Origin of the sequence: Longitalea arenae, from assembly GCF_016924755.1 — a bacterium.
GTDB classification, from domain to species: domain Bacteria; phylum Bacteroidota; class Bacteroidia; order Chitinophagales; family Chitinophagaceae; genus Niastella; species Niastella arenae.
Genome location: NZ_JAFFJX010000017.1, coordinates 31560 through 57020, shown reverse-complemented (window position 1 = coordinate 57020; position 25461 = coordinate 31560). Strand labels below are relative to the sequence as shown.

Sequence of the window (25461 nt, the reverse complement as noted above, 5' to 3'; positions counted from 1 at the left end):
GCTTTTAAAAAGTGAAATTACATCCCAGGTTGAAGCGCCTGATAGTGGGATATGCAGTGGCTGCGCCCATACTTACTTCGCGATCGTCGGGCATTTTCGTCCAGAGTATCAGGTTATCGCCATTCAGGTACATTCTTAAGGCGTTAATGCCAATACGCTTCAGCTGCGACAGCTTAAACGTGTATGCGATCTCTGCATTCTTCAATCGCAAATAGGAACCATCGTATAAATAGGTGGTGCCATAATAGGGCATTACACTGGCATAACGCGGCATGGGCACATCGGCATTTGGATTATCTTTCGTCCAGTAAGAGCCCTGTTTATATACATTGTCGTAATGGTACTGCCCCGAGAAACTGACCAATTGCAGATAGCGGTTAATGTTATTTACTCCATAGAACTGAACAAAGGCGCTGAATCCCTTCCATTCAACACCAACGGTAGCATTATAGGTGTTTTGGGGCCGTTCGGGATAACCATAAGGCACTGCATCTTTATTATCGATTACGCCGTCGGCATTGTAGTCTATCATATTCAGGTTGCCGGGCAATTTCTGATTGTCGTACGTATTCAGTCTTGTACTGCCATAAACTTCATCCCAGGTATTATAAAAACCGCTGCTTACATAGGAATAAGCCTGGCCAATCGACTTCCCCGCCCTTTTCTGGTAATCATCCAATAAGAGAGCATCTTCGCCTTCTATGATCTTATCCCTGGCATGTGTCATGGCAAGATTTGCCCATAAGCGAATGCCTTTGGGCAAGGTCTTACTAACCCGAATTTCAATTTCATAACCTTTGTTACGCACCTTACCTACATTGGCAGTAGCTGGTTGAACGCCGAAATAAGAAGGCACCGACCTGGAATTACCGGCTAAAAGGATATCAGTGCGATAATCGTTAAAAACCTCTACACTGCCCGACAATAAGCCGTTCCATAATGCATAGTCGAGCCCGAAATTGGTCTTTGTTACTTTCTCCCAATGAATATCGGGGTTACCAACGCTTGCCCTTGCCTCAGACCACCAGGTATAAGGACTGTTCTGCCCTGCAGAGGATCCCAATGGCGTATTGCCACCATAGGTCCAGGTGGTCATATAGAGCCAGCGGCCATTCACATTATCGTTGCCCACCTGCCCATAAGAAGCCCGCAGCTTCAAGGTATTGAGAAAGGTCTGGTTTTGCAGAAATCGTTCGTTGCTGATCATCCACCCTACCGCTGCTGAGGGGAAAAAGGCAAAACGGTAGTTGGGACCAAATTTCTCGGATCCGTTATAGGCGCCATTGAATTCGGCAAAATACCTGCCATCATAATTGTAGGTAATCCGGCTCACCCAATCTTCGCGAAAATGCTCAAACTCACTTCCGGTCGCATATTTGTCGCGGCTGAACATACCCATGGCTGTTACATCGTGTTTGCCAAAGCGGCGCGCATAGTCGATCTGTAACTGGTAGAACAATTTCCGGTATGTGGAGCCGTTTTGCACGGCATCAACATTAGGATTCCACCGTGGAGAGATCCAGTCGAACTGATTTGTTCCTAAATACTGGCTATATTTTTTTTCACCGGTTACCGGATCAATGTATTCCTGTTGAATATTGCCATTGTCGTAAATGCCGCCTTGCGAAACGAAAGAATTATCGAAAGAAAGTGTACCCTTTGCAGCCAGTCCCTTCAATAATGCACCCAGGTCCTGCCTAACCGTAAAGTCTGTTGTAATGCGGGTAGTGGTCGTTTTGCGCACCCCATTATTACCCATTACGGCCAATGAATTAATGGTAGATACCGTCTCTAAGGGAAAGTAGCCCCATCCGCCATCTGAATAACGGGGATAATAAATATTGGGCGCATTATTGTAAATACTTTGCCAGATGCGGTACTCCCAGCTATCCTGCCCATAAGCATCCTGCTTTACGCCGTATGAACCGGCTACGTTAGCGGTGAGCACCGTTGTTTTGGTCAAATTGAAATCTAGGTTGGTACGGGCATTTACGCGGTCGAAACCATAACCGGGTTTATATGATTTCCCATTGTCTATCTTCTTGATAATATCGCCTTCATGCAAATAGTCTACAGCAGTGAAGTATTTCACGAGCGGAGAACCGCCGGAAACATTCAGACTGCCATTATAAGACATTACATGTTTTTTCACCAATTGATCCTGCCAGTCGATATTTGGATAACGCTCTGCTTCTGCCTGGTTTGCCGGATTGCGGTATTTCTCAAGTTCTGCATAGGGAACATAGCTGTACCAGGAAGCGGGTGAAACGCCTAATTCACGTTCAATGGCCAGATCACGGATCCTGATGGCATCGTAAGCATCGTGTTTACTGGCCAGTTTGGAAGGAACTTTCACGGTAGCGTTACCGGTAAAACGAATCTCGGCTTTCCCTTCCCTGCCCCGTTTGGTGGTGATGAGAATTACTCCATTAGCGCCTTTAACGCCAAAAACGGCAGTAGCGGAAGCGTCTTTCAAAACGGAAATAGTTTCCACAGAACCAATGTCTACGCTGTTCATCGGCCGTTCAATACCGTCTACTAGGATCAGCGGATCGCTGTTATTCCAGGTACTTTGGCCCCGGATATAGATCTTCGGATCTTCGGCACCCGGCGTGCCTTGTGTTGCAACGGTTATTACGCCAGGTAAATTTCCCGTTAATGCGGCGCCGAGGCTCGAAACACCCCCGGTTCTTTGCAAAACGTCTCCTTTTACCTGTGAGATGGCACCTACCAGACTTTGTTTCTTCTGTTTGCCGTAACCAACCACAATGGTACTGTCCATTGAGAGGGAAGAAAGCACTAATCTCACCTCCAGATGTTGCCGGCCTTTCACAGCAACTTCCTGTCCTGTGTAGCCGACATGGGAAATAACGAGTACCGCCTTATCATTTACAACCGTTATGGTAAACGTACCATCTGCTTTCGACATAGTGATATTGTTGGTACCTCTTTCGGCGATGGTGACCTCGGCGAGCGGTAGGCCTTTGTCGTCAGTTATTTTGCCGGTTATGATCAGGGAAAAGCGGTTGTTTGTGTATTTATCGTTGAGCCCTCCACCTGCCTTGAGGCGAAGCGAGATCAATGTGAGCGGCAGTATGTACAGGGTAATCGCCAGCAGGTATTTGAAGACAAAGCAATGCCTCCGGGACGAAAGGCCCCGTTTAAAATTTTCCATATCGTAGTTTGAAGTATTAAATAGGAGCCCTCCTGGCCCGGGCGCAAGAGCGCCAGGCCAGTAAAGACTGTCTCAGGTCTTCGCAATGATGTGAAGTAGTAACTAAAAAACGATGGGAAAAGATGTTCAGGTAAGTTTTTTCATATAGCAGCAGTTAATGGTTAAAAGATAGTTTTGGCATTATGATCGTTAGCAGCTAACCAGTATCAATCCGGGAAAATTTGTACAATCGTCACTTTCAAAGTTAGTTACGCAGGAAAAAAAGCAGGGGCCCATTTGTCGGAACCTTTGGTAAATATGTTCAATCGAAGGATTTTTCCACTATTCGAAACGCATCCAGTCAATGGCTGTCTGATGGTTATCCTTCAATATAACGAACAGGTTTTGCATACCAGGCTTAAAGCGTAACAAAGACACTTTTACCAATTGCCATTCATTACTGGCACTGATAGGAATATCTGCCAGCACAGGACCATCTATACCCTGTACACGGATCTGCAAATGGCCACCTGCGGGAGAAAGCGTCCGTACCGTAACCGATTTAAGTTTCTTCTTTCCATAATCTACACTATTATATTGCACCCAGGCCCCGGCTGATTCCAGCACCATTTTCCAACCCTGAAACTTGTTGGCTGTATCCAGAAAGGCAATGGACGCGCCTTTATCGCTTATACGGCTATACCGGTCAAGCTGTATCTGTGTATTGGCGTTCGTTACACCTATTCCTCTATAGGAAGGCAATACTTTTTTAATGGTGCCGTCTGTATTGAAGAACAGGCTGTCGGCCATGATCGATCTCGCCTTATCAAACGCAGGTGAATAATCGTTATGATGATAAAAGAGGTACCATTGATCTTTAAACTGTATAATGGAATGGTGGTTTGTCCAGCAGCCGGCAGGCGACTCGTCCATAATAACGCCTGTTACTTTAAAGGGGCCCAGTGGATTATCCCCTATCGCATACTCAAGCCGTTCGGTCTTGTTTTCCACATGCGGATAGGTGAGATAGTAAGTTCCGTTCCTTTCAAACAGGTAGGGACCTTCTTTCAGTCCTTTGTCGGGCAAGTTACCCAATACGACCGGTTCCGAAGCAAGCTCCACCATATTCTCTTTCAGCTTTGCGCCATATATATTTCCCTGCGACCAGTAGAGGTAGGCCTGTCCATCTTTGTCGATAAATACATTGGGATCGATGCCCCGCACATTGAGAATGGGTGCAGGCTGCGGAATAAAAGGACCTTCCGGTTTGTCAGCAATGGCTACGCCCACCGTAAACCCGCGTGCATAACTGGTATCTTTTGGCGTAGAAGGAAAATAGAAATAATACTTTCCGTTCCGGAAAATGCAATCCGGCGCCCACATACTATAGCTGTCTGGCTTAACCCAGGGCACATTGTTCTGGTGAATGATCATACCGTGATCCGTCCAGTCGGTAAGATTCGATGAAGAGAACACATGATAATCTTCCATACAAAACCAACCCATCCGGCCACGCCCTTCGGTGGCCAGGATGTCATGAGATGCATATACATATACTTTGTCGCCAAATACCCGGGCAGAAGGATCGGCGCTGAACTGGTGACGAATGAGCGGGTTCTGCCCCTTCAGACCTACACTATTTATAAGCAGTGCATGTAAGCATGCCAATAAAACAGATTTACGCATAACAGCGGATTTTATTACTTACCAGATCGTTTACAGCAGCCGGCGAAGAATACAGGAAGCGCAACTCTTCGAAATGATCATTTGAACAACTCCTGGGCAAAGTTGTACAGGTTATTCCGCCATACCGGCCAGGTATGGCCGCCCGGATATTCGCTGTATTGATATTTAATATTCATTTCATCGAACTTGGAAAGCATGATCTTGCAGTTATTGTACGCAATATCTTCTTTGCCCCCCATCGAGATCCATAAACGCTTCAGGTTATTGTTAATGGTAGCCGCATTGCTTTTCATGAACTCGTATTGCGGTCCTGAAAGTGCAGGTTGATTGGCCCACCAGCCGGAACTGAAGACCCCCAAATAAGAAAACAGTTGACTGTTCTTTATTCCTGCATACAGCGTTTGTAAACCACCCATCGACAGGCCGGCGAGGGCTCTGGCCGAAGCATCTGTAGCTGTGCGATAGTTCTGCTCGATAAATGGGATCACTTGCTGCTTCAGATCGCTTTCAAATGCCTTTAATGCCTGTTCGTTAAATCCGGCGATGCCTGTGCTGAAGTTCCCGTCCATCATTACCACCAGCATGGGCTTTGCCTTTTTAGCTGCAATGAGGTTATCCAAAATAAGGTCAGTTCGCCCCTGGGCAGACCACCCGCTTTCATCTTCACCACCACCATGCAAAAGGTATAATACCGGGTATTTTTCATTGGTATTTACATCATAGCCCGGCGGCGCGTAAATGAAGAGGCGGCGCCACGAATTGGTAATTGCAGAATAATATCTTCTTATTCTTATATCTCCATGCGGCACATCTTTAACAGCATAATAGCCGCCTCCCCGGAACGGGATCTCAATGCCACTGGCCATGCGCCCCATTCCATAAAAGGTCAAACTCGCCGGGTCGGCCAAGGCAACACCGTCGATCAGTAAAGAATAATAATGAAAACCTTCGCTTATTGAATCGGTAGTGACGGCCCAATATCCACCGGTATCTTTTACCAGGTCATACTTCTTAACCAGGTCTATCTGCACTTTTTGCGCATGGGGCGCTTTGATGCGGAAAATAACCCGGTTATCGGGAAGCACCTGCGGGTAACTGGCCGATCTTACATTGGTAGCGGCCGGTGTTCCCAAAACATCATACTTCATAAAAACGGAAGTATCCACCGGTTTAAACAGGAATTGGGAAAACATATACAGCCCGTTCTTCCAAACCTTGAAATCGTGAACGCCGGGTTCTATATAATAGATGTGCGGAACATTATGCTCATACAGGTAATCATGGGTGCGTTTGCTGAACGAGATCAGCCGGTCGTTATCACCGCAGGAGATCCAGAGCAGCTTCAATTGTTTTTTTGCCGTTTCAGGATCTGGCAGCAGTTCTTCCGGTTTTTTGGTATTGGGAGCAGAAGAAAAGCCGCCCACCCAGGCAAATTTGTCGAGGTTGCCCAGCCCAAAGTTCAGCGACTGTCCGCCTCCCATTGACAATCCTGCTATGGCGCGGTGCTCGCGGTCAGTAAGTACCGGATATTTCTTTTCGATAAAAGGGATAAGATCATTCAGCAGGTCTTTTTCGAAATCGGCAAATGCCTGCACTTTTTCGGGCGCCATGATATTGCCGGTTGCGCGGTCGTCCTTCATGGCTCTGCCATTGGGCATCACGACGATCATTGGTACTATTTTGCCTTCCGCATACAGGTTATCGAGGATCACCTGTGGCTTTCCGCCATTCAGCCATTCCTTTTCATCACCACCTATACCATGCAGCAGGTATAAGACCGGGTACTTTTTCTTTTTTGAAAATCCAGGTGGTGTATAAATAAGTGATCTCCGGGTTACTCCAACCGTTTTGGAAGCATAAGTTATGGTATCGATCTTTCCGTGCGGTATAGCTGCACGCAATGAATCAAAACCGGCGGGCGCCTGTTTAACCAGTTCCTGTGCGTTGGCAGAGAAAGCAGGCAGCATTAAAACAGCTATGGCAAACAATATATATTTCATATATGGTGTATTTTCATTTAAGACCGGACCGGCTTATTTTACATTAATGTTCAGTTTTATCTGCGTAAAGGAATGCGGCGGGAACGTATAGGTACATTGTTTGCCCTTCGTGTCTATAAGTTTTTTTACGGGCACATACTGAGCCTGTTTATCGAATTCATACACTTCATTTAAGGAACTGCCTGCAATAAAGCTGGCTTCAGCTTTACCCATGATGTTCCCGCTAGCGGCTACAATGTCGGCTGTAATTGCTTTATCCTTGTGCCGGTTCACGACATTGACGAAGACTTCATTTGTTTCTTTAGAGTAGGTGGTGGTGACATCCAGATATGGAATACCCCGCGCCTTTGGTGTGTTGAAAGTGTCGCAGGCAACATATGTATCTATTGATCTGCCGCGACAGTTGTTCGAGAATGCCTTGAAAATATAAAATAACGGTGTTTTAAACGTTCCCTTCTTTTGATCATTGCCAAGCAGTGATGTAAGAAGCGTAAAATTTGCCATCTTCACCACGTCGGCGTGGCGCAGGAAGGAATTAAAACATTGTGCTACCGGCAGAACGGATAATGTATTCCTTGACATGATGCCCCATTCATCTACGGAAATGTAAATCGGATTTTTGAAGCCATTCTTAATGCGTGCTGCTTCTATCTGGGCCGCCGGCACCCGAATTTTTTCTTCAAAGTCTATTGCACTTTGCCCCATGTAGGTATAGTAATCATCCGATCTTTCCCAATACCGGTGTATGGATAAATAATCGATCTTGTCACCCAGCCCATCCAGCACCTTACGGTTCCAATCGACCCATATTCCTGTGGCTTCATAGTATGAAGAACCGGACGCCACGAGCTTAATGGTGCTATCGACGGCCTTCATGGCTTTTGCTGCTTCCCTCCCGATCTTAACATAATCCTCGGCGGTTTTGTAACCCAGTTCCCAAGGATAGCCGTCTACTTCATTACCAAGGTCCCATATTTTAACATTATAGGGCTCTTTATGTCCGTTCCTGGCACGGAGGTCTGCATAATAGGTTCCCCTGGGATAGTTACAGTATTCCAGCCAGTAAGCAGCATCTTTGATGTCGCCAAGACCCAGGTTAACACATACCACATTTTCACTTCCTATGGCTCTATTCAATGCCATCCATTCATCTGTGCCCACGTGGTTGTTGTCTATTTCACCCCATGCCAGATTAATACGGGCCGGCCGTTGATCTTTGGGACCAATACCATCCTGCCAGTTATAACCCATTAAAAAGTTCCCGCCTGGCCAGCGCATATTGGTGATCTTTAATTCTTTCATTGCCTCTATATAATTCTTCTTAAAGCCGTTCTTGTCAGCCAGTGGTGAAGAAGGGTCGTATAAAGTTCCATATAATGTATTGAACTGCACAGAATCGGGCAAACCAAAACGTCTGCCACTGAATTGAATAGGTTCCATAAAAACGCCGTAGATCAGCGGGTCAATTTCACCAATGCTTCTTTCTACATCAATTTTTATGGTGGCATTTTGCGCTGCAATTAGTGTTGGCAAAACAATCAATAGCGTGACAAGTGCTTTTTTCATTTAACACAGGTATTTATAATGGGTATTTGATCATTGCTCTAACGCACTTAAACAGGCAGCGTATTACCTGATCGAGATCTTCACCATCTTCAGGTCTTTCTCTGCAGAGCTGTTACCATATAATAATTCATAGGTGCCAGGCATTACTGCCATTTTCCCAGCGTTTGCATCGTAAAATTCAAATGCTGATGGCGGCAGACTGATAACCGCCGTTGCGGTTTTACCCGCAGGTACAGCTATTCTTTTAAATCCTCTCAGCGTTTTCAGCGGCCCGTCGCTGTCTCCTGTTTTGCGCACATACACCTGTACGATCTCAGTTCCTTTGCGCCTGCCTGAATTGGTTACCGGTACTGATATATCAATACTTTCGGTATTGCTGATTGCTGTTTTGCTCACATGCGCGGCGCCAATAGAGAAGCTTGTATAACTTAAACCAAACCCGAACGGAAAAAGCGGGTCGCTCATGTAGCGGTATGTTCTGCCCTTCATGGAATAGTCTTCAAAATCGGCCAGTTGCGTAGTATCCTTATAAAAAGTAACGGGCAATTTTCCTGAAGGGTTGTAATCGCCAAACAACACGGCTGCCACTGCCTGCCCACCCGATTCTCCTGCATACCAGGCTTGCAGAATGGCATCGCAGCTTTCTGTTTCCGGCACCAGGCCAATGGCAGATCCGGAACAATTTACAAAGATCACCTTTTTCCCGGCTGCTTTCAATGCTTTCAAACAGTTGCGTTGTACTTCGGGCAATTGAATATCTGTACGATCGCCCCCTTTGAATCCGGGATAAGATACGGGCATTTCCTCCCCTTCGAGCAATGTAGAAAGGCCGCCGACAAATACGACCTCATCAATTCCTTTCAGTTTATTGATCAGGCCGCTAAAATTGATATCCACTTCTTTACCAAAATCGAATTCAATATTCGCCTGCCAATTGTTCAACTGGGCAAAGCGTATTTCTATTTTATATTTCTTGCCAGTTTCCACTTTGTAGGGAACTCTTGAAAGCAGGGTACGCCAGTTATTGGTCCTGGTCACCAATACGCCGTTTACATACAATTGCATGGAACCTGTTGCTCCGCATTTGAACACCAGTTCCTCGGTGGTGGCAGCAACAAACTCCGTTTCATACAATGCAGAGAAATTTTCCAGTTGAACGCCCGATGCAAACTCGTGCTGACCGGCAGTGGTCAGTTTCAGCGGATTGGTTATTTGTTCTGTAATAACAGGATCGCCTTGCATCTCCCGGTTGTTCCAGTAAGTCGCTTTAAACCCTTTCTTTCCGTCGATGGAAGATTGTGAAAAATAACTTTGCGTGACCTTATTTTCCACCAGGTCACATGCTTTGTCATACAACACCGTGTTAGCTGGCATTGCAGCGCGAATGCCTTTTAGAATATTAATCGTTCTTACCGGCTTTCCATTATAATTTCCCCAAAGCATGGGATCATTGTCTGCATTCGGTCCAATAACAGCGGTCTTTTTAACCGTTCTTTTTAAAGGGAGGATATTATTCCTGTTCTGCAGGAGCGTCATTGATTCCAGCGCCATATCCAGCGCAAGCTTTCTATGCGCCTCATTATTGACGACCGAGATGGGAATGGCAGCCCAGGGCACCAATGCATCGTCGTCCATATCGCCCAGATCGAAACGCCCGGTCAACACGCGCAGCAGGTGTTTGTCGACCTCTTTTTCGGTGATCAATCCCCGCGACACGGCCTCCGGAAGGCTTTTATATGCATAACCTTCCCACACACATTCCACATCGGTACCGGCCAAAGCGCCTTTTGCAGCAGCGTGTACGGCATCGGACGACACTTTATGGCTGGTATAAAAATCGGTGATGGCGCCGCAGTCTGAAACCACTATATGTTTAAAGCCCCAATCGTCGCGCAGGATGGTTTGCAGTAAACGGTTGTTGCCGCAGCAAGGCTCATCATCGAGTCGCTGATATGCGCACATTACCTGGCGCACATCGGCATCCATTACCAGCGATCTAAAGGCAGGCAGGTAAGTTTCGTGCAGGTCGCGGGGCCTTAGCTGGTAAAGATTCAGCGTATGCCTGCTCCACTCAGGTCCTGAATGCACGGCATAATGTTTGGCACAGGCCAGTAATTTGCGGTATTTTGAATTGGCCGGCCCCTGCAGCCCTTTTACTACTGCAACGCCCATACGCGCCGTGAGGTAAGGATCTTCCCCATAGGTTTCCTGGCCGCGTCCCCAACGCGGGTCGCGGAAGATATTGACATTGGGTGTCCAAACCGAAAGACTCAAAAAGCGCCGGTTCTCTTTTCCACTTCGTATGGCCTCATGATATTTGGCGCGTACCTCATCAGATGTTGCATCAAAGATCTTATACACCAGGGAATCGTCGAATGAAGCAGCCATGCCAACCGGTTCGGGAAAAACCGTAACATTGTCATTATTGGCCAGGCCATGTAATGCCTCACTCCACCAATTGAACTTTTTTATGCCCAGCCGGGGTATCGCAGGAGATTGATCGAACAGTAAGGAGGCCTTTTCTTCCAAGGTCAGTCGCGCTATGAGGTCGCGGGCCCTTTCGGCCGAAGACAGGCCCGGGTTCTGGTAGGGCAGCTTTTGCCCAAAGCCTTTTAATGAAAAAATCAATGCCGCTACAATGACAACACCTGTTGTGGCCGTTCTATATGAGTTCATTATAATAAGTCAAATAATTTTGTACGGAAATCAAAAACGTCAGTCGTACATTTAATTACAAAAATAGCCATGCCGCACTGGAGGGATTGCCAACTTTGTAGGAAATTGTAGCAATTTTGTTCGATCCTCCGGTGATGTTATATTACCTTACCAAAACGATTGCAAGACATGCGAAAATATATTTATATATTTTTAGGTTACCTGTTAATCACTTACCTCAAAGCCCCCGCCCAAACAGGTCATATCAACTTTACCTCGCTTTCTACCCGGGACGGTTTGTTATCCAATTCCGTGAATGCTATCTTAAAGGACCGCTATGGGCTGATGTGGTTCGCCACTGATGACGGTTTGAATAAATTCGATGGAACAAATTTTACCGTGTACCGCTATCGCCCCGGCGACAGCACCAGCCTGCGTACCAATGAAGTGCTTGCATTACATGAGGACAGATCGGGTAGATTATGGATCGGCACCAGCGGCGGCGGGCTCAGCCTTTACGACCGGAAGCAAGACCGGTTCTTACATTACCCGGTAAGAACAGGATCCACCACCCTCTCAGGCAGCGATGTTATCAGGGGCATTTGCAGCGACTATCGCGGCAAAATATGGATTGCACAGTTTGAAGGTTTGTATCTGCTCGATCCGGCGACCCAGTCCATTTCAAAACAGCTTTTGCGCGATGGAAGCGGAAGGCCGGTAAGAACCACCCTGCTTTCGATCTACGAAGACCGTAAGCAACGGTTATGGATCGCAACCGATAACGGTCTTTTTCAATATAATATTCCAACCAACACCTTCAAACTGTATGAGCACAGCCAGGCAGACCCAAATAGCTTACCTGTAAACAGTATAAAAGCCGTAGCAGAAGACAAATGGGGAAATATTTGGGTGGGAACTTCAACCGGCTTAAGCAGACTGAAACCCGATGAATCGGGATTCATTCATTGTAATTATTTAAACGGCATAGAAATTAATTACCTGGCCAGCGACGACGAGGGGATCTTATGGATAGGCAGCAATTTTAAGGGCTTGTACGTTTACGAGGTACAGGCCGACCGGTTTTCCGTTTTTACACATGAGAACCGCAACCATCAAAGTTTAAGCAGCAATGCAGTGCGATGTATATATGTCGACAAAGAAGGCATTTACTGGTTTGGCACATCGCAGGGGGGCATTTGCAAATATGATAAAAATCTTAACCTGTTCAACCTAACGCTGAACAGCAGCTTTCAGGAAAACAGGCGCAATATTGCTGTTATCACCGCCATGGCCGAAAATCATAATGGCCACTTGTTACTGGGCACGAACGGCAATGGCTTATATACATATGACCGTAAAAAAGAACAGGGATATCCTGTGAAGCTTGCGGTGAAAAACGGGGCTGGTGAGTCGCTGGCTATTCTCGCTTTGCTGCGCACCAAAAGCGATAAACTGTATATCGGCACTTTTTCAAAAGGCGTGATCATCGCAGACCAGCGAACCGGAACATACAAACAACTGCTGAAGGGGCCTGGTCAAAATGATCTTACCAGTAACGACATTTTCTGTTTGTTTGAAGACAGTAAGGGAAATGTTTGGATCGGGACCAACGGTGCAGGCATTATCAAAATGAACAATGAGCAGGTAATTGCCAGGTATTCTCCCCAACCCCAGGGCAATGGCGTGAACCTGTTGCCTATTAACGGGTATATACGGGCCATCGAGGAAGACCATAACGGTAATATATGGGTTGGCACGCATGGCGGCGGTATCGCGGTATATGAACCCGGCACCGGTAAATGGACCATTTACACGCAGGAGAACAGTCAGTTGCCCAGCAATAAAATACAATGCCTGCATCGCGACAGCAAGGGAAAAATGTGGATCGGAACTTTTAGCGGACTGGCCGCGTTTGATGCAGACAAACACCTGTTTACCCATTATTCTGAAAGGGACGGATTGCAAAACACCATGGTTTATCAAATTGTGGAAGATGCCATTGGTAAACTGTGGTTATCAACCAATACCGGCATAAGCAGATTCGACACGGGTACAAAAGATTTCTGGAATTTCACCCATTCAAATGGGCTGCAGAATTCAAACTTCGTACGCGGGGCAGGTTTGCGCCTGGCAGATGGTGAATTGATTTTCGGCGGCCTGGAAGGGTTCAATCATTTTTATCCCGGCCAACTGACTGTTAATCGCAATCTGCCGCGTGTAGTATTAACCGATCTGAAGATCTCGAACAAATCTGTGCCGGCCGCTAAAGATGCTCCCATCCAGGAACATATTTCAGTAGCCAGTGAAATCCGGTTGAATTATAAGCAGAATTTTGCGCTGGGTTTCGTTGCTCTGAATTATACCATACCAAAGCAAAACCATTATGCCTATAAGCTGGATGGTTTTGATAAAGACTGGAACTATATCGGCAAAGCCAATATGGCCTCCTATACGAACCTGGACCCCGGGGAATATACTTTCAGGGTAAAAGCCAGCAACAACGATGAGATCTGGAGCACAAAAGAAACCACCATAAAGATCTTTGTAAAGCCGCCCTTCTGGCGAACTACCTACGCCTATATATTTTATGTACTTGCCATTGCAGGCTTACTGCTGTACAGCAGATACAGAGGTATCTCAAGATTGAGAAAAAAGTTTGCTTTGCAGCAGGAACAGCAGGAAGTTAAACGCGTACAGGAACTTGACCGGATGAAATTGAAATTCCTTACCAATCTCAGCCATGATTTCAGAACGCCTATTTCATTGATCATGGGGCCGGTAGACCAGTTGATTGAAAGTGAAGGAAACCCGCGAAAGCTGGAAAAACTAAGTATGATCAGGCGTAACGCTAGAAGGCTGCTGAACCTGGTGAATCAATTGCTCGACTTTAGAAAAATGGAAGAACATGAATTAAAGTTACAGCTATCGAAGGGCGAGTTTGTTTCATTTATAAGGGAAGTGTCTGAATCTTTCAGGGATCTGTCGGAAAGGAAAAATATACAGTTCACATTCAAAAGCGGTGTCGAGCGGCTGGATGTTTATTTTGACCGGGATAAAATGGAACGGATCCTTTTCAACTTATTATCCAATGCATTCAAATTTACTTTGGCAGGCGGGCAGATCACGGTTGATCTCCAGAAAGCCGAAAGCCCGGATGAGCAGGAAAATACCTGGGTGTCCATCCATGTAACGGATACGGGCATTGGCATTCCCGCAGATAAAAAAGATCTGATCTTCGACCGCTTTTTTCAGAGCGATACCAGCACAGCTATCCTGAACCAGGGCACCGGCATCGGTTTGTCGATCACAAAAGAGTTCATCAGGTTACAAGGGGGAAAGATCCGGGTGGAAAGTGAACCTGGGAAAGGAGCTGCCTTCATGATAGAAATTCCACTAAAACAGGCACATGAAACCACCATTCTTAACGAAGGTGTGCCACAGTTCCCCGCCGCTGCAGATGAAAGTGCGGGCCTAAACGGTTCACCGTCGATCCAGGAAGACAGCAGCATGAACAATGCACTATCAGTACTGCTGGTGGAGGACAATGATGACTTCAGATCGTATATGAAAGATCATCTCCGGATCAGGTACAAAGTAATAGAGGCAACTAACGGAAAAGAGGGATGGCAAAAAGCACTATTTAATCATCCGCAACTGATCGTAAGTGATATAAGCATGCCTGAAATGGATGGCATTGAACTCATTAACAAAATAAAAGCAGATAAAAGAACAAGTCATATCCCGGTGATCCTGCTCACGGCCATGACTGGTCAGCAACAGCAACTCGAAGGATTGGAAACAGGAGCGAATGACTATATTACAAAACCATTTAATTTTGAAGTATTAAATGCCAAAATAAAAAACCTGCTTCACTTAAAGAACACCATGCAAAGTACGTATTCGAAGCAGATAAAGCTTACGGCCCCGGAGCCAGTCATAGAATCGGCGAATGAAAAGCTCTTAACTGAAATAGCCAGCTATCTTGAAAGCAACCTTACCAATCCGCAACTGTCTGTAGAGAACTTAAGCAAACAGTTTGGGATGAGCAGGAGCACATTATATACCAAACTGCTCGAGTTGACCGGTCAAACACCGGTAGAGTATATCCGTTCCTTCCGCCTGGAGAAAGCTGCCGCATTGATGGAAAAAAGCAATATGACCATCTCGGAAATCTCTTACCAGGTTGGTTTTACAACATCTAATTATTTTGCCAAATCGTTCAAGAGTAAATATAATATGTTACCATCAGAATTCATTGCCAGGGTTAGAAAAGCAAACTGAAACAAAACTTCATTAATATTTTTCCGGCTTAAATAACCGTTAGCCCCTATATTTGTCTAACGGTCTTCACTTCTTAAAAAGGAGGTGATCATGAAAAAGTCCCATCTTAACATACAAGATAAGTAGTCCCCCATTCCCAGGGGTTCCTACCTTACGGTTGCCAGTTTCAGGCAACAGGCGGTATTCCTTTCTATTAACTCAACTATTTGAAATGACAGACAATCATTCGCTGTTCATGTATGAATATCATACATGGGCCAATAAAACTTTGATAAGCCATCTGCAGGATCTTCCCGATGGCAGCTGCCGGGCTCCCATTAAAAGTGTATTCCCTTCTATATTTGAAGCACTGATGCATGTATACATCATTGATAAAGGGTGGCTATCCCTTCTTATGGAAGAATATCAGCCCGATGACTACAATGCGATCCAGGCCTCAGTCAATGATTTGATCGCATCTACAAAGAATAATTCATTGCAGGAACTGGAAGAGAAACAACAGGTACTGGCCGAAGCGACAGTCCGGTTTATCATGAAGAACGATATGGCAGATAGCCGGGATTTTGCCGGTGTGCGAATGTCCTATGCCGATGTAATTCAGCATATCGTCAATCATGGTACGTATCACCGCGGCAATATTACGGCCATGTTGCACCAGTTAGGCCATAAAGGTGTACCTACAGATTATGGTTTGTACCTATACCATACCGCCGCCGATAAACATAATCATACAAAAAAGCAGTAGACATGAATTTTCATATAATTCCGGCTCCACCTATGCTGCAAAAATACGTTCGCTACTTCTGGTCGGCGGAAAACGATGGGTCAGCCGGTTTGCACCAGGAAATCAATACGATCGTAGATGATTCTTCTGGCATCATCATTCAGCATCATAATGGACACAGTTCTTTTCTTGATGAGAACAAAGAGCGCGTGAAAACAGCGCTTGCCTATGGCAAACGCACGCACCCTACCAAATCCATCTCCGACATGCCCTTCTCTGCCACAGGAGTAAATTTCACATCGCAGGGCATTAGAATGATCTTCGGAATAAACCCGATGGCATTGACAAACACCCTGGTTGGTTTGGATGATATAAAAGGCAAATATGTTGCGGAGCAATTAATGGATCAACGCAATCACACAGGCAGGATTCGTGTTCTCAGCAGTTTCATTTCGAGGCAGGCCAAAACGGCGAAAGAGGAAGATAAGTTGGTGCAGCATTGTAGTTCATTGATCAAAGCAGGTGCTTTTAATATGCGGATTGCTCATTTGGCCAACAGCTATGGTATCTCAGAAAGACAGCTGGAGCGGCGTTTTAAGGAGGCAATAGGGTTGCCTCCCAAACTATTTATGCGAATGATGAAATTTCAACATGCGCTGAAGCAGATTGCCGGGGGAACCAGCAAAAACTTCTGCGATATAGCCTACGAATTCAGCTATAGTGACCAATCGCGGCTGATCAGTGATTTCAGGGAGTTTACCAATTACACACCCAGGCAGATCAGGCTGAACCTGCAGAGAATACTATTGTTGAATGAAGAATAGCGAATTTACAAATGTCGGATTTTGTCTATTTTCTGGCTGGCAGCTTCTATAATTTGGCAGTATAAAATTTAATCAAAAATCAATCACGCACAATTTATGAGAAAGCTTAAACTACAGGTGCAACTCTCTGTTGATGGGTATATTGCCGGCGTCAACGGTGAAATGGATTGGATGACCGCGAACTGGGACGATGCGCTCAAAGAGTTTGTTACGCGTTTAACCGATCCTGTTGACCTGATCCTATTAGGCAGGAAGCTTGCCGAGGGCTTTATTCCATTTTGGGCCTCTAATCCTGCTTTGGAAGGCGCCGCGAAAATGAACAACACCTTCAAGATCGTATTTACAAACACCATCGAAAAATGTGAATGGAACAACACAGCACTGGCAAAAGGAAAGCTGGTTGATGAAGTTACCAGCTTGAAGAAAGAGGCCGGTGGCGACATCATAGTATATGGTGGTGGCAGTTTTGTTTCCAGCCTTATCAGGTCAGGCATGATCGATGATTTTTATCTGTTCATCAACCCGGCTGTTCTGGGGAAAGGAATGCCGATCTTTAATCAGGTCGAAACCACGCAAAACTTAACCCTGGTAGAGAGCCGGTCTTTTCCCTGCGGAATAACATGCCTTCATTATCACAAATAGCTAACCCTTATCGATTGTGACAAGGTTAATACCATCAAGCCTGTAATTCCGGAATGATTTACAGGCTTTCTTATTTCTTCTGATATGGAATTGTTTCAAAATCTGAAGATCCCATCAAGTAACTATTTTGCGGAATAAACCTTTTTTCTGTATGATAAAAGTTCATTGCTGTTGGTGAAATGCCCTTTTTGACCGTTTTTCATGGAAAAACCAGTCCTTTGATCCATCAAAGGTTTTATTCTATTGAAATAAGTTCTTTTCCTGTGAAAACCAGACCCCTTCTGGATGAAATACAGCTTTTTAGAAAAAGTGGCTTATGTCCAGCGCGGTAAAAAGCCTTATTCTCAATTTGCCGTCGCCTAATAGAATTTCTCTACCCCTTTCACAGTCATTTTTATCGCCGTTAATTTGTCTACAGGTCCGGTAATAAACAAGGTCTTATTGTTATTACCACCAAAAACATTGTTGGTTGCTCCCCCACCCGTAGGAAGATTAAAGATCCTCCTGCCTTTGGGATCAAAAGCGGTTACTCCATAGGAGTTGCTGATATAAATATTCCCACGTTCATCCATCGACATGCCATCACCTCCCATATCGACAAACCTGCGCATATTGGTGAGTGTACCATCGGCTTTAATATCAAAGACCCAGGTACCTGCGGTATTGATATCGGGCGCCCATTTATTCACGTAAAGCTTTTTTCCATCAGGCGTTCCAACAACCCCGTTCGGCCAACCATCAGCATCCCATCCCATCGCCTCTGTAGTCACCCTTACCAAAGTACGGCTGCCGGCAGCTAAATAATAAACATAACCGCCTTTGCCGGTTTTGGCTTGTTCGGAATGCGTTGGAGGCCATGCCTGCTGACGGGGATCACCGGCATCCCAATAACTCCTGGGAAATATGGGGTCGGTAATGTACATACCGCCATTTTTGGGGTTGATCCATACATCGTTCGGTCCATTTAACAATTTGCCATTGTAATTATTTACCAGCACAATGTGGCTGCCATCGGGCGCTATTTTCCATAACTCTCCATGCATATCGGCACAAGTAATAAGATTGCCATTTTTATCGAAGGCCATGCCGTTGGAGCGGCCTGTACCCGTTAAGAATGTAGTGATCGTGCCGGAGTTTACCGACCATTTATAGATCTTATCATTAGGTTGATCTGTAAAGAAAATATTGCCTTTTTTATCAACGGCCGGCCCTTCGGTGAAACTGAAACCCTGCCCCAAAATTCTTAATTGCGCGTTTGGCGCAACCAAACAGGTGGGATCGAAAATACTTGAATCTGCCGGTTTACACTGGCACCCATGCGCGTTGAATTCTTCATAAGCGCCTTTGGCAACCAGTTCCTGATCTCCCACCTTGTTTTTTGAACATGCGTAAAATGTGATGTAACATAGCAGTCCCGTACAGAGAAGCATTATAATTTTTTTCATAGCAGGCAATTTTCTACAAACTACTTTAACCCGCCTGGAAAAACTACCAAAAATAAACGATGTAGAATATTGAACAAGCCGGCACAAGCTGGTTCATACATGATCCTCTTTATTGATCTAATGCATATATGTACTAACTAACCGTTAGGAAAACCCATAATAATATTCCAGATGTATAATAAGAAGACAAGGCACAAAATTTGAAGCTCGAATGATCATGAGCAAGCAAATTTTTAACAGGTCAGTAAATGTTGATGGTATCGACATTTTTTACCGCGAGGCCGGCGACAGAAAAAATCCATCCTTATTCCTCTTACATGGATTCCCTACCTCGTCTGTAATGTTTAAAAACTTAATGGTTGCACTTGCCGACAAGTACCACCTAATTGCTCCCGATTACCCGGGCTTTGGCTTCAGTGCTTTTCCCGGCAGCACTGAATTTGAATACTCATTTAAAAATATATCTGCCTGCATGAACAGGTTCATGGAAGTAATAGATGTAAATAAATTCACCATCTATCTGCATGATTTTGGCAGCCCTATTGGGATGAGAATATGTGTAAATCACCCTGAAAAGATCGAAGGGATCATTGTGCAAAACGGTAATGCTTATCTTGAAGGCATAGAGCAAATATGGGATGAAATAAGAGATTACTGGGACCATCCTACCGAAGCAAAAAAGAAAAAAGTGTATGCATATTTAAGTGCAGAGGGCACCAAAATGCAATATTATGCCGGTTTAACTGAAGAAATGACCGAGCGCGTGAGCCCGGAAACCTGGTTGCTTGACTGGGAGCGGATGAGCAGGCCGGGCAATATTGACATGCAATATGAGTTGAGCTGTACATACAAAAGCAATATAGAAATGTTTCCCGCCTTCCAGGAATATTTCCGCACGCATCAACCTCCGGCCCTTGTCATCTGGGGAAAAAATGATCCGTTCTACAACGAGAAGGAGGCTTATTGTTATAAGCGGGATCTGCCCAATGCCCAAACCCATATTATCGATGGTTCTCATATGGTACTCGAAACAAATTTCGACGAGGTGCTGGATCTTATCAGTCATTTTTTAAGCAGAAAGGGTGCTTAGCCTCCTCAATGCACAACCAGCCCTGCTGTAAGATTCAAAACAGTTCCCGTGATGGATCTTCCTTCATCCGATGCTGCAAATACAGCCGCATTGGCCAGGTCTTTTATAGAACTCAATTGCTTCAGATGTGTCTTGGCCTCCATGCCGGCATGAAACTGCTTATAATCGATGCCATATGCATTCGCATGCAGGTTATACACCTCATCAATTAAGGGGGTATCGGGCATAGCCGTGGTAAGTATGCAAACTGACCTTACTCCATGCACACCACATTCTGCAGAAATGGTCCGGCTCAGCGCTTCTATAGACGACCAGGTCGATGGCATGCCGCCCATAAAAGGAACACTGATACGGCTTGGGCTTGGTGTATTCATCAAGATCACCCCATGCCTTTGCTTCACCATTTTTCTTACTGCGGCCCGGGCGGTTATAAAATGGGACCGGGAATAGGTTATTATCGGCTGCACAAAATTATCAATCGTAAGCTCGGCCAGGGCCGTGCCCTGGTGACCGGTTTGGGGCAGGCCGATCGCATTAAATGAAATGTCGATGCTGCCCGCTTCTTTTTCCACTTCATTAATATGTTCTTCAACGGCTGTTTCATTCAACGCGTCGAGCTCAAAGACCTCAACTTGCCCGCCGTTTGCTTGGATATCCTTTGCGATTGTGTCAAGCTTCCATTTTGTTCTTCCGGTAAGAAAGACTTTTGCGCCTTCAATTGCAAAAGCTTTCGCCACAGCCCCTCCTACGGCGCCATCGCCGTAAATGACCGCCACTTTATTTTTTAATCTGTCCATTTTCGTTATTCTTCTTGATTCTTTATAGCATAAAATCCATGCGCGTTAAAAAAGTTAATTGCCCGATAGCCTTTTCTCAGTCTCGGTTTGCGGGCTTCCGGTCATATTTGGCTGCCCTTCCCCTGTAGTAATATACTTTTTCAGACTGTTTTGAATGTAATGGGTCCAGCCCTGATAACAAGCGTCATAACACTCATAGTGCGCTTGCAAACCAATGTGCGTAAATGTGACCCTGGTCTTTTCTCCTTCAAGGTTGATATCAAAAACCACCTGGGTGTCGACCCATTCGGTTTTGTCTTTTGTAAAATTGAAATCATTTTCCAGAATATGCCACACGACTTTTTTACCCGGAACCAGGTCAAGCACCTTCAGTTTACATGCATGGATGTCTTCAAAGTGATAGTCGAATATATCATTCACCTTGTCGGTTGAGCCAAGAATTTCTTCAGACCACCAGGCACGCGGGTTATTAATAGCATTAAATACTTCCGCAGGTTTTTTGCTTACCATGAATGTTGTTGTAAAATCGGTATTCGTCATAAATAAATTTTTAAATGATCACGCTATCCTGATCTTTCCATCAATAAACTATATGCAGACACAAACCTACTGTCTAATTAATAAAATCTCCGGGTGTAAACTGGACTTTGTCGAGGGTTGATTTGGACAAGTTATATTCTACATCCAATGACGGGATGTTTTCGCAGAAGCTAAGGCCTGCGATCAATGAATATTGCGGCTGCGCAATGGCAGGCCACTGCTACATGGTTACCTGAGCAGGTTGAAGCTTCCTTTTTTAACGGCAGTTGTGTTATCGCTTAATACAATGGAAGCCACATAAACATAAACACCCAGCGGTTGCGGTTTGCCTTTATAAATACCGTTCCAGCCTTCATTGGGATTGCTTGTTTCAAACACCTTTTCACCCCATTGGTTAAAGATGATCAACCGCATGGATTGAATAACGTTGCTGTATACCTTGAATACATCATTTTGCCCGTTGTTGTTTGGTGTGAACGTGTTGGGAAAGTAGATCTGGTCGGTAAGCGTTTGGCCTATAATTCTTCCTGAAAATGCGGATGGACAATCATATCTTGATCCAAGTACCTCCACCATCAGTCCCACGGTATCGCGGCCCAGCAGCCCGCTGATGGTATGCGTTGTGCCGGTGTCGCCCGATGAAGGGCTGGTCCAGTTAAGGCCGTCACGCGACACCCGGTAACCGGTTGCGTTGGCAACAGGCGTCCAGGCAAAACGAAGCACAAATCCCCCCACCGAATCTACGGTGAGCGCCGGCACCGTGAGCGGGTGACAAATGGTAAATTCTATGGCGCCTATATCGGGTTTTGCAGTGTTTCGCGGATTATTATTGATATCGGTGCTTATACCAATATAAGCTCCTTTATCGTCATAGGGTATACTGGTAGGCGTGAAGTCGCTGTTCAAAGAATCTGCGATCAAGGGATCGAGGCAAATCGAGTTGGAATCTTTTCTTACTGCCAGCCAGTCCTTCAGTTGGGCATAATGAATGCCACCCATAGATCCGGTATATACAGTACCACTGTCTGCAGCAATTACATAATTATTGTGATCTGCTTTAAGGGCACTATCCCTTCCAGCGATGAAGATACCGGTTTTTGTTCCGAGTCCTCCCCTTCTGATGATCACATTGTTATTCCTGAATTCATTGTTAACCGTCAGGTTACCCAGGACCCCGTACCCGCGGGTTACGATAGCGGCAACGGTAGTGCCTGTGGAATCTTCCAGTGAAATGGTGTTGTGGTAGATCTTCAGGTTATTTGTATTCCTGGAATAAACACCGTACTGGTTCCCAACGCCTCTGAAGTTATACAGCAGGTTGTTGGCAACGATGTTCGGAGAAGCAGGCATACCCGCCACCGTTTCAAAGTGAATACCGTGCGTTTCTACGGTCGTTACTTTACCACCATTTATCAGGTTATGGATCCTGTTCCTGGTGATCTGGTTGCCGTTAGGCGTAATACCAAATGACACGGATTGTTTAACATAAATGCCGTTAAAATTGGTAAAAACCGTACGGGCCTGCTGGCTGATCTCATTGCTGTCGACCACTGTTTTTGCTACGCCGTCCAGATAAATGCCAAAGCCACAGGCATCGGTTATTTTATTTCCACTAATAATATTCCCTGAAGGGATGGGTGAAGGCGCAAGGGCGGTGCGGGATGTATGGGTTATGCCATAATAACCACCAGTGATGGTATTGTTCACTATTGTATTGCTGTCGCAGTAAGAAAAGCCGGAAAAATCTATGGGGTTTGTCGCGCTGTTGTTCATTACTATGCCGGCATAACCGGTAGCGGTTACATTGGTACCCAGGGAAACGGTGCAGTGCTGGATGGTGTTATGATCCGCATCGCCCATCAACTGTATGCCAAAACCAAATGATGTGCCCATTACATTTATCCGTAAGCTATCAATGGTCACATAATCAGTACCATTCAATTTTAATACGGCTCTTTCATTGGCGTTGGTAGCCGCAAATGCGAGTGTTGCCCCATTACCTCTGAAGGTGACTGTTTGTGTGGGCGAAGTAGCAACGGCAGGAATAATTACCTGCTCATTATAGGTACCAGGCGCTACATTGAACACGATGGATCCGGTGATCCCGCATTGCATGGCCAGTACCGCATCGTTGAATGAATTAAAGTTAATGCCGCCGGTAGGTTGCGCTGAATTGATCGTGTATGTACCGGCAGATAGCTTGGTATTCACGACCACGCGGATAGGCGCAGAATACTTCGTGTCGCCAAGGCAGGTTACAGCAGCCCGGTAATATAAGGTGGTTGCCGGCAGTAATTCCATTGACGGATAGGCAACGCCGCTGCTAATATTGGTATAGGTTCCATTTGCCGTGGTAGCACTTTGCCAGGTATAGGTTTGGCCAACACCCCAGGAATTACCTGTTAATCCCAACGCTATTTGCGGGCCGTAACATAATATGGAATCGGGTAATACAGTAGTGGTTCCGGGAACTACCGGGGTTTGACAGGCAGGCGTTACAAACTCATAACAACCAGGATCGGGATTGAGCGAACTACGTGTTGCGCCTGCAATATCAGTAGTAAGATTTACCAACAGCGCCATGTTATCAATTGGCTGCGCTGTAGGCACAAAATTGGATGCGGCCAGATTGGTGTACTGGGGGTGCATGTACACCGATGAATAATCCTGCCCACTCGCCTTTTGCCAGTCGGATAATAATTTCAGGTCCACATTCGACAGCGAGGCAACTGCATTGGAAAAATCGGAACCGGTCACATAGTACACATTCCGTTTACAGCTAAGCCCCGGCATCATTTTTTCAAGGGTAATACAATAGTTCCAGTCGCTGGTAGGTCTTGATATGGTGATGATATTATTAAACACATTCACATTACTAACATCGCCAAAATAGATCCCATTGCACTCCTGGCCATAAATGTTCTGATCGTCCAGCGAAATCGTATTGTTAAATATATTAAAGTAGGAAGCGGTTGCAAAACGTGAGGCTATGCCGTATTGTATCCCGTTTGAGCTGAAATCGTAAATAAGATTGTTTGCAAAGAGGTTTTCTTTACCGGCAACTGCCTGTGCCGAATTCAAAATACCATAAATATTGCTGCCCCAGATAAATTCATCAATATGAAAATTGTGGATCCTGTTATTGATCACCTGTACGTTCTGATCAAACAGGTGCAGGTAAACGCCCACCACCGTATTCGTGGCATGGGGTCCACCCTGCAGGTCATTGCCATCTATGATGGCATTTTCATTATAATTTAATTGAATACAGTTACTGTACGAGTCGGAAATAAAATTGTTGAGGATCTTATTTCCCTGCATGAATACGGGCGTTCCGGAAACCGGCGCACTGTTGAGCGTGATGCCCGTTCTTCCGCCGGAAATGGTATCGTTTTGAATGAGGTTATTATCGCAAAGGCTGGTGCCTGCAGCGGTGGCAGCGCCGTGATTACCATTGATCACGATCCCTTCGTTGTTGCCGGGCGTAGCACCGGTTGGAAGAATGATCCGGCAATTCCTGATAATATTATTATCGGCATTGTTGAGCAAATGAAAGCCATATCCATACTGACCGGCTGCCTGAGGTATGATCCGGATCTTATCAAAAGTAACATAGCTGATGTTATCCAGCTTTATACCAGCGCGGTTATTGGTATTGTTTGAAATGAATGACAGCGTTACACCATTGCAATTAAAAGTAAGGGTGTTGGCTGCCGTTGTTCCGATCTTGTTATCAAGGTAGATCTGTTCGTTATAAGGCCCGGTATTAGGCGCTACATTAAAAGTGATGGGGCCGTTCAGTCCGTTCTGCATGAAAGCCACCGCATCGGTAAATGATTGGAAATTGCTGCCACCTGTAGGCAACGTGGAGTTGATCGTGTAAGTACCTGACACCTGCGCCCGTGCTCCATAAGAGAAAAGTTGTACAGAAAGGAACAGCAGCAATACTTTAGTTAGTATTTGCACCTGCAAAGTTTTTTGCATAGATGATAAATGGATTTAACTTTTCACAGGACATGTCAGGTTATCAGTGAACGGACAGTAACCAAATAGTGAG

14 protein-coding genes are annotated in these 25461 nt (G+C 45.5%); 5 read left to right on the top strand and 9 right to left on the bottom strand.

Annotation, left to right across the window (positions count from 1 at the left end):
* Positions 1-4: 4 nt before the first annotated feature.
* From JT717_RS24045 to xyl3A, 5 genes are all read right to left on the bottom strand, one after another.
* Complete coding sequence (locus tag JT717_RS24045) at positions 5-3175, bottom strand: SusC/RagA family TonB-linked outer membrane protein (RefSeq protein WP_205513593.1); 3171 nt, start codon at positions 3173-3175, stop codon at positions 5-7.
* A 321-nt stretch (positions 3176-3496) separates the two neighbouring features.
* Positions 3497-4840, bottom strand: coding sequence for a family 43 glycosylhydrolase (locus JT717_RS24040; protein ID WP_205513592.1), 1344 nt, complete (start codon positions 4838-4840; stop codon positions 3497-3499).
* Positions 4841-4917: 77 nt separating this feature from the next.
* On the bottom strand, positions 4918-6840 hold the full coding sequence (locus tag JT717_RS24035; RefSeq protein ID WP_205513591.1) for an alpha/beta hydrolase-fold protein: 1923 nt from the start codon (positions 6838-6840) through the stop codon (positions 4918-4920).
* Between the two features lie 33 nt (positions 6841-6873).
* Complete coding sequence (locus tag JT717_RS24030) at positions 6874-8406, bottom strand: alpha-L-arabinofuranosidase family protein (protein ID WP_205513590.1); 1533 nt, start codon at positions 8404-8406, stop codon at positions 6874-6876.
* Positions 8407-8469: 63 nt separating this feature from the next.
* Positions 8470-11082 (bottom strand): xylan 1,4-beta-xylosidase, encoded by a 2613-nt coding sequence (gene xyl3A / locus JT717_RS24025; protein WP_205513589.1) that lies wholly within the window; start codon positions 11080-11082, stop codon positions 8470-8472.
* A 168-nt stretch (positions 11083-11250) separates the two neighbouring features.
* On the opposite strand from xyl3A, the gene JT717_RS24020 reads away from it, so the two are divergent.
* The 4 genes from JT717_RS24020 to JT717_RS24005 all read left to right on the top strand — a co-directional run bounded on the left by JT717_RS24020 (position 11251) and on the right by JT717_RS24005 (position 17532).
* Positions 11251-15342, top strand: coding sequence for a hybrid sensor histidine kinase/response regulator transcription factor (locus JT717_RS24020; protein WP_205513588.1), 4092 nt, complete (start codon positions 11251-11253; stop codon positions 15340-15342).
* A 211-nt stretch (positions 15343-15553) separates the two neighbouring features.
* A complete protein-coding gene (locus JT717_RS24015; RefSeq protein ID WP_205513587.1) occupies positions 15554-16087 on the top strand; it encodes a DinB family protein in 534 nt (177 codons plus the stop codon).
* A 2-nt stretch (positions 16088-16089) separates the two neighbouring features.
* The gene (locus JT717_RS24010; protein WP_205513586.1) at positions 16090-16890 is read left to right on the top strand and encodes a helix-turn-helix domain-containing protein; all 801 of its coding nucleotides are present in this window, start codon (positions 16090-16092) and stop codon (positions 16888-16890) included.
* A gap of 96 nt (positions 16891-16986) precedes the next feature.
* Positions 16987-17532, top strand: coding sequence for a dihydrofolate reductase family protein (locus tag JT717_RS24005; protein ID WP_205513585.1), 546 nt, complete (start codon positions 16987-16989; stop codon positions 17530-17532).
* Between the two features lie 359 nt (positions 17533-17891).
* Here JT717_RS24005 and JT717_RS24000 read toward each other — a convergent pair whose 3' ends face one another.
* A complete protein-coding gene (locus JT717_RS24000) occupies positions 17892-18977 on the bottom strand; it encodes an SMP-30/gluconolactonase/LRE family protein (protein WP_205513584.1) in 1086 nt (361 codons plus the stop codon).
* Positions 18978-19194: 217 nt separating this feature from the next.
* On the opposite strand from JT717_RS24000, the gene JT717_RS23995 reads away from it, so the two are divergent.
* Positions 19195-20067 carry an alpha/beta fold hydrolase gene (locus tag JT717_RS23995; RefSeq protein WP_205513583.1) on the top strand — a complete coding sequence of 291 codons (873 nt, stop codon included), beginning with the start codon at positions 19195-19197 and terminating at the stop codon, positions 20065-20067.
* Between the two features lie 5 nt (positions 20068-20072).
* Here the strand turns inward: JT717_RS23995 and JT717_RS23990 are convergent, their stop codons facing one another.
* The 3 genes from JT717_RS23990 to JT717_RS23980 form a co-directional block, all read right to left on the bottom strand.
* Positions 20073-20864: an SDR family NAD(P)-dependent oxidoreductase gene (locus JT717_RS23990; RefSeq protein ID WP_205513582.1), complete on the bottom strand. Its 792-nt coding sequence runs from the start codon at positions 20862-20864 to the stop codon at positions 20073-20075.
* 54 nt (positions 20865-20918) lie between these two features.
* Complete coding sequence (locus tag JT717_RS23985; protein ID WP_205513581.1) at positions 20919-21404, bottom strand: SRPBCC family protein; 486 nt, start codon at positions 21402-21404, stop codon at positions 20919-20921.
* 228 nt (positions 21405-21632) lie between these two features.
* Positions 21633-25388 (bottom strand): T9SS type B sorting domain-containing protein, encoded by a 3756-nt coding sequence (locus JT717_RS23980; RefSeq protein ID WP_205513580.1) that lies wholly within the window; start codon positions 25386-25388, stop codon positions 21633-21635.
* Between the last annotated feature and the right edge of the window lie 73 nt (positions 25389-25461).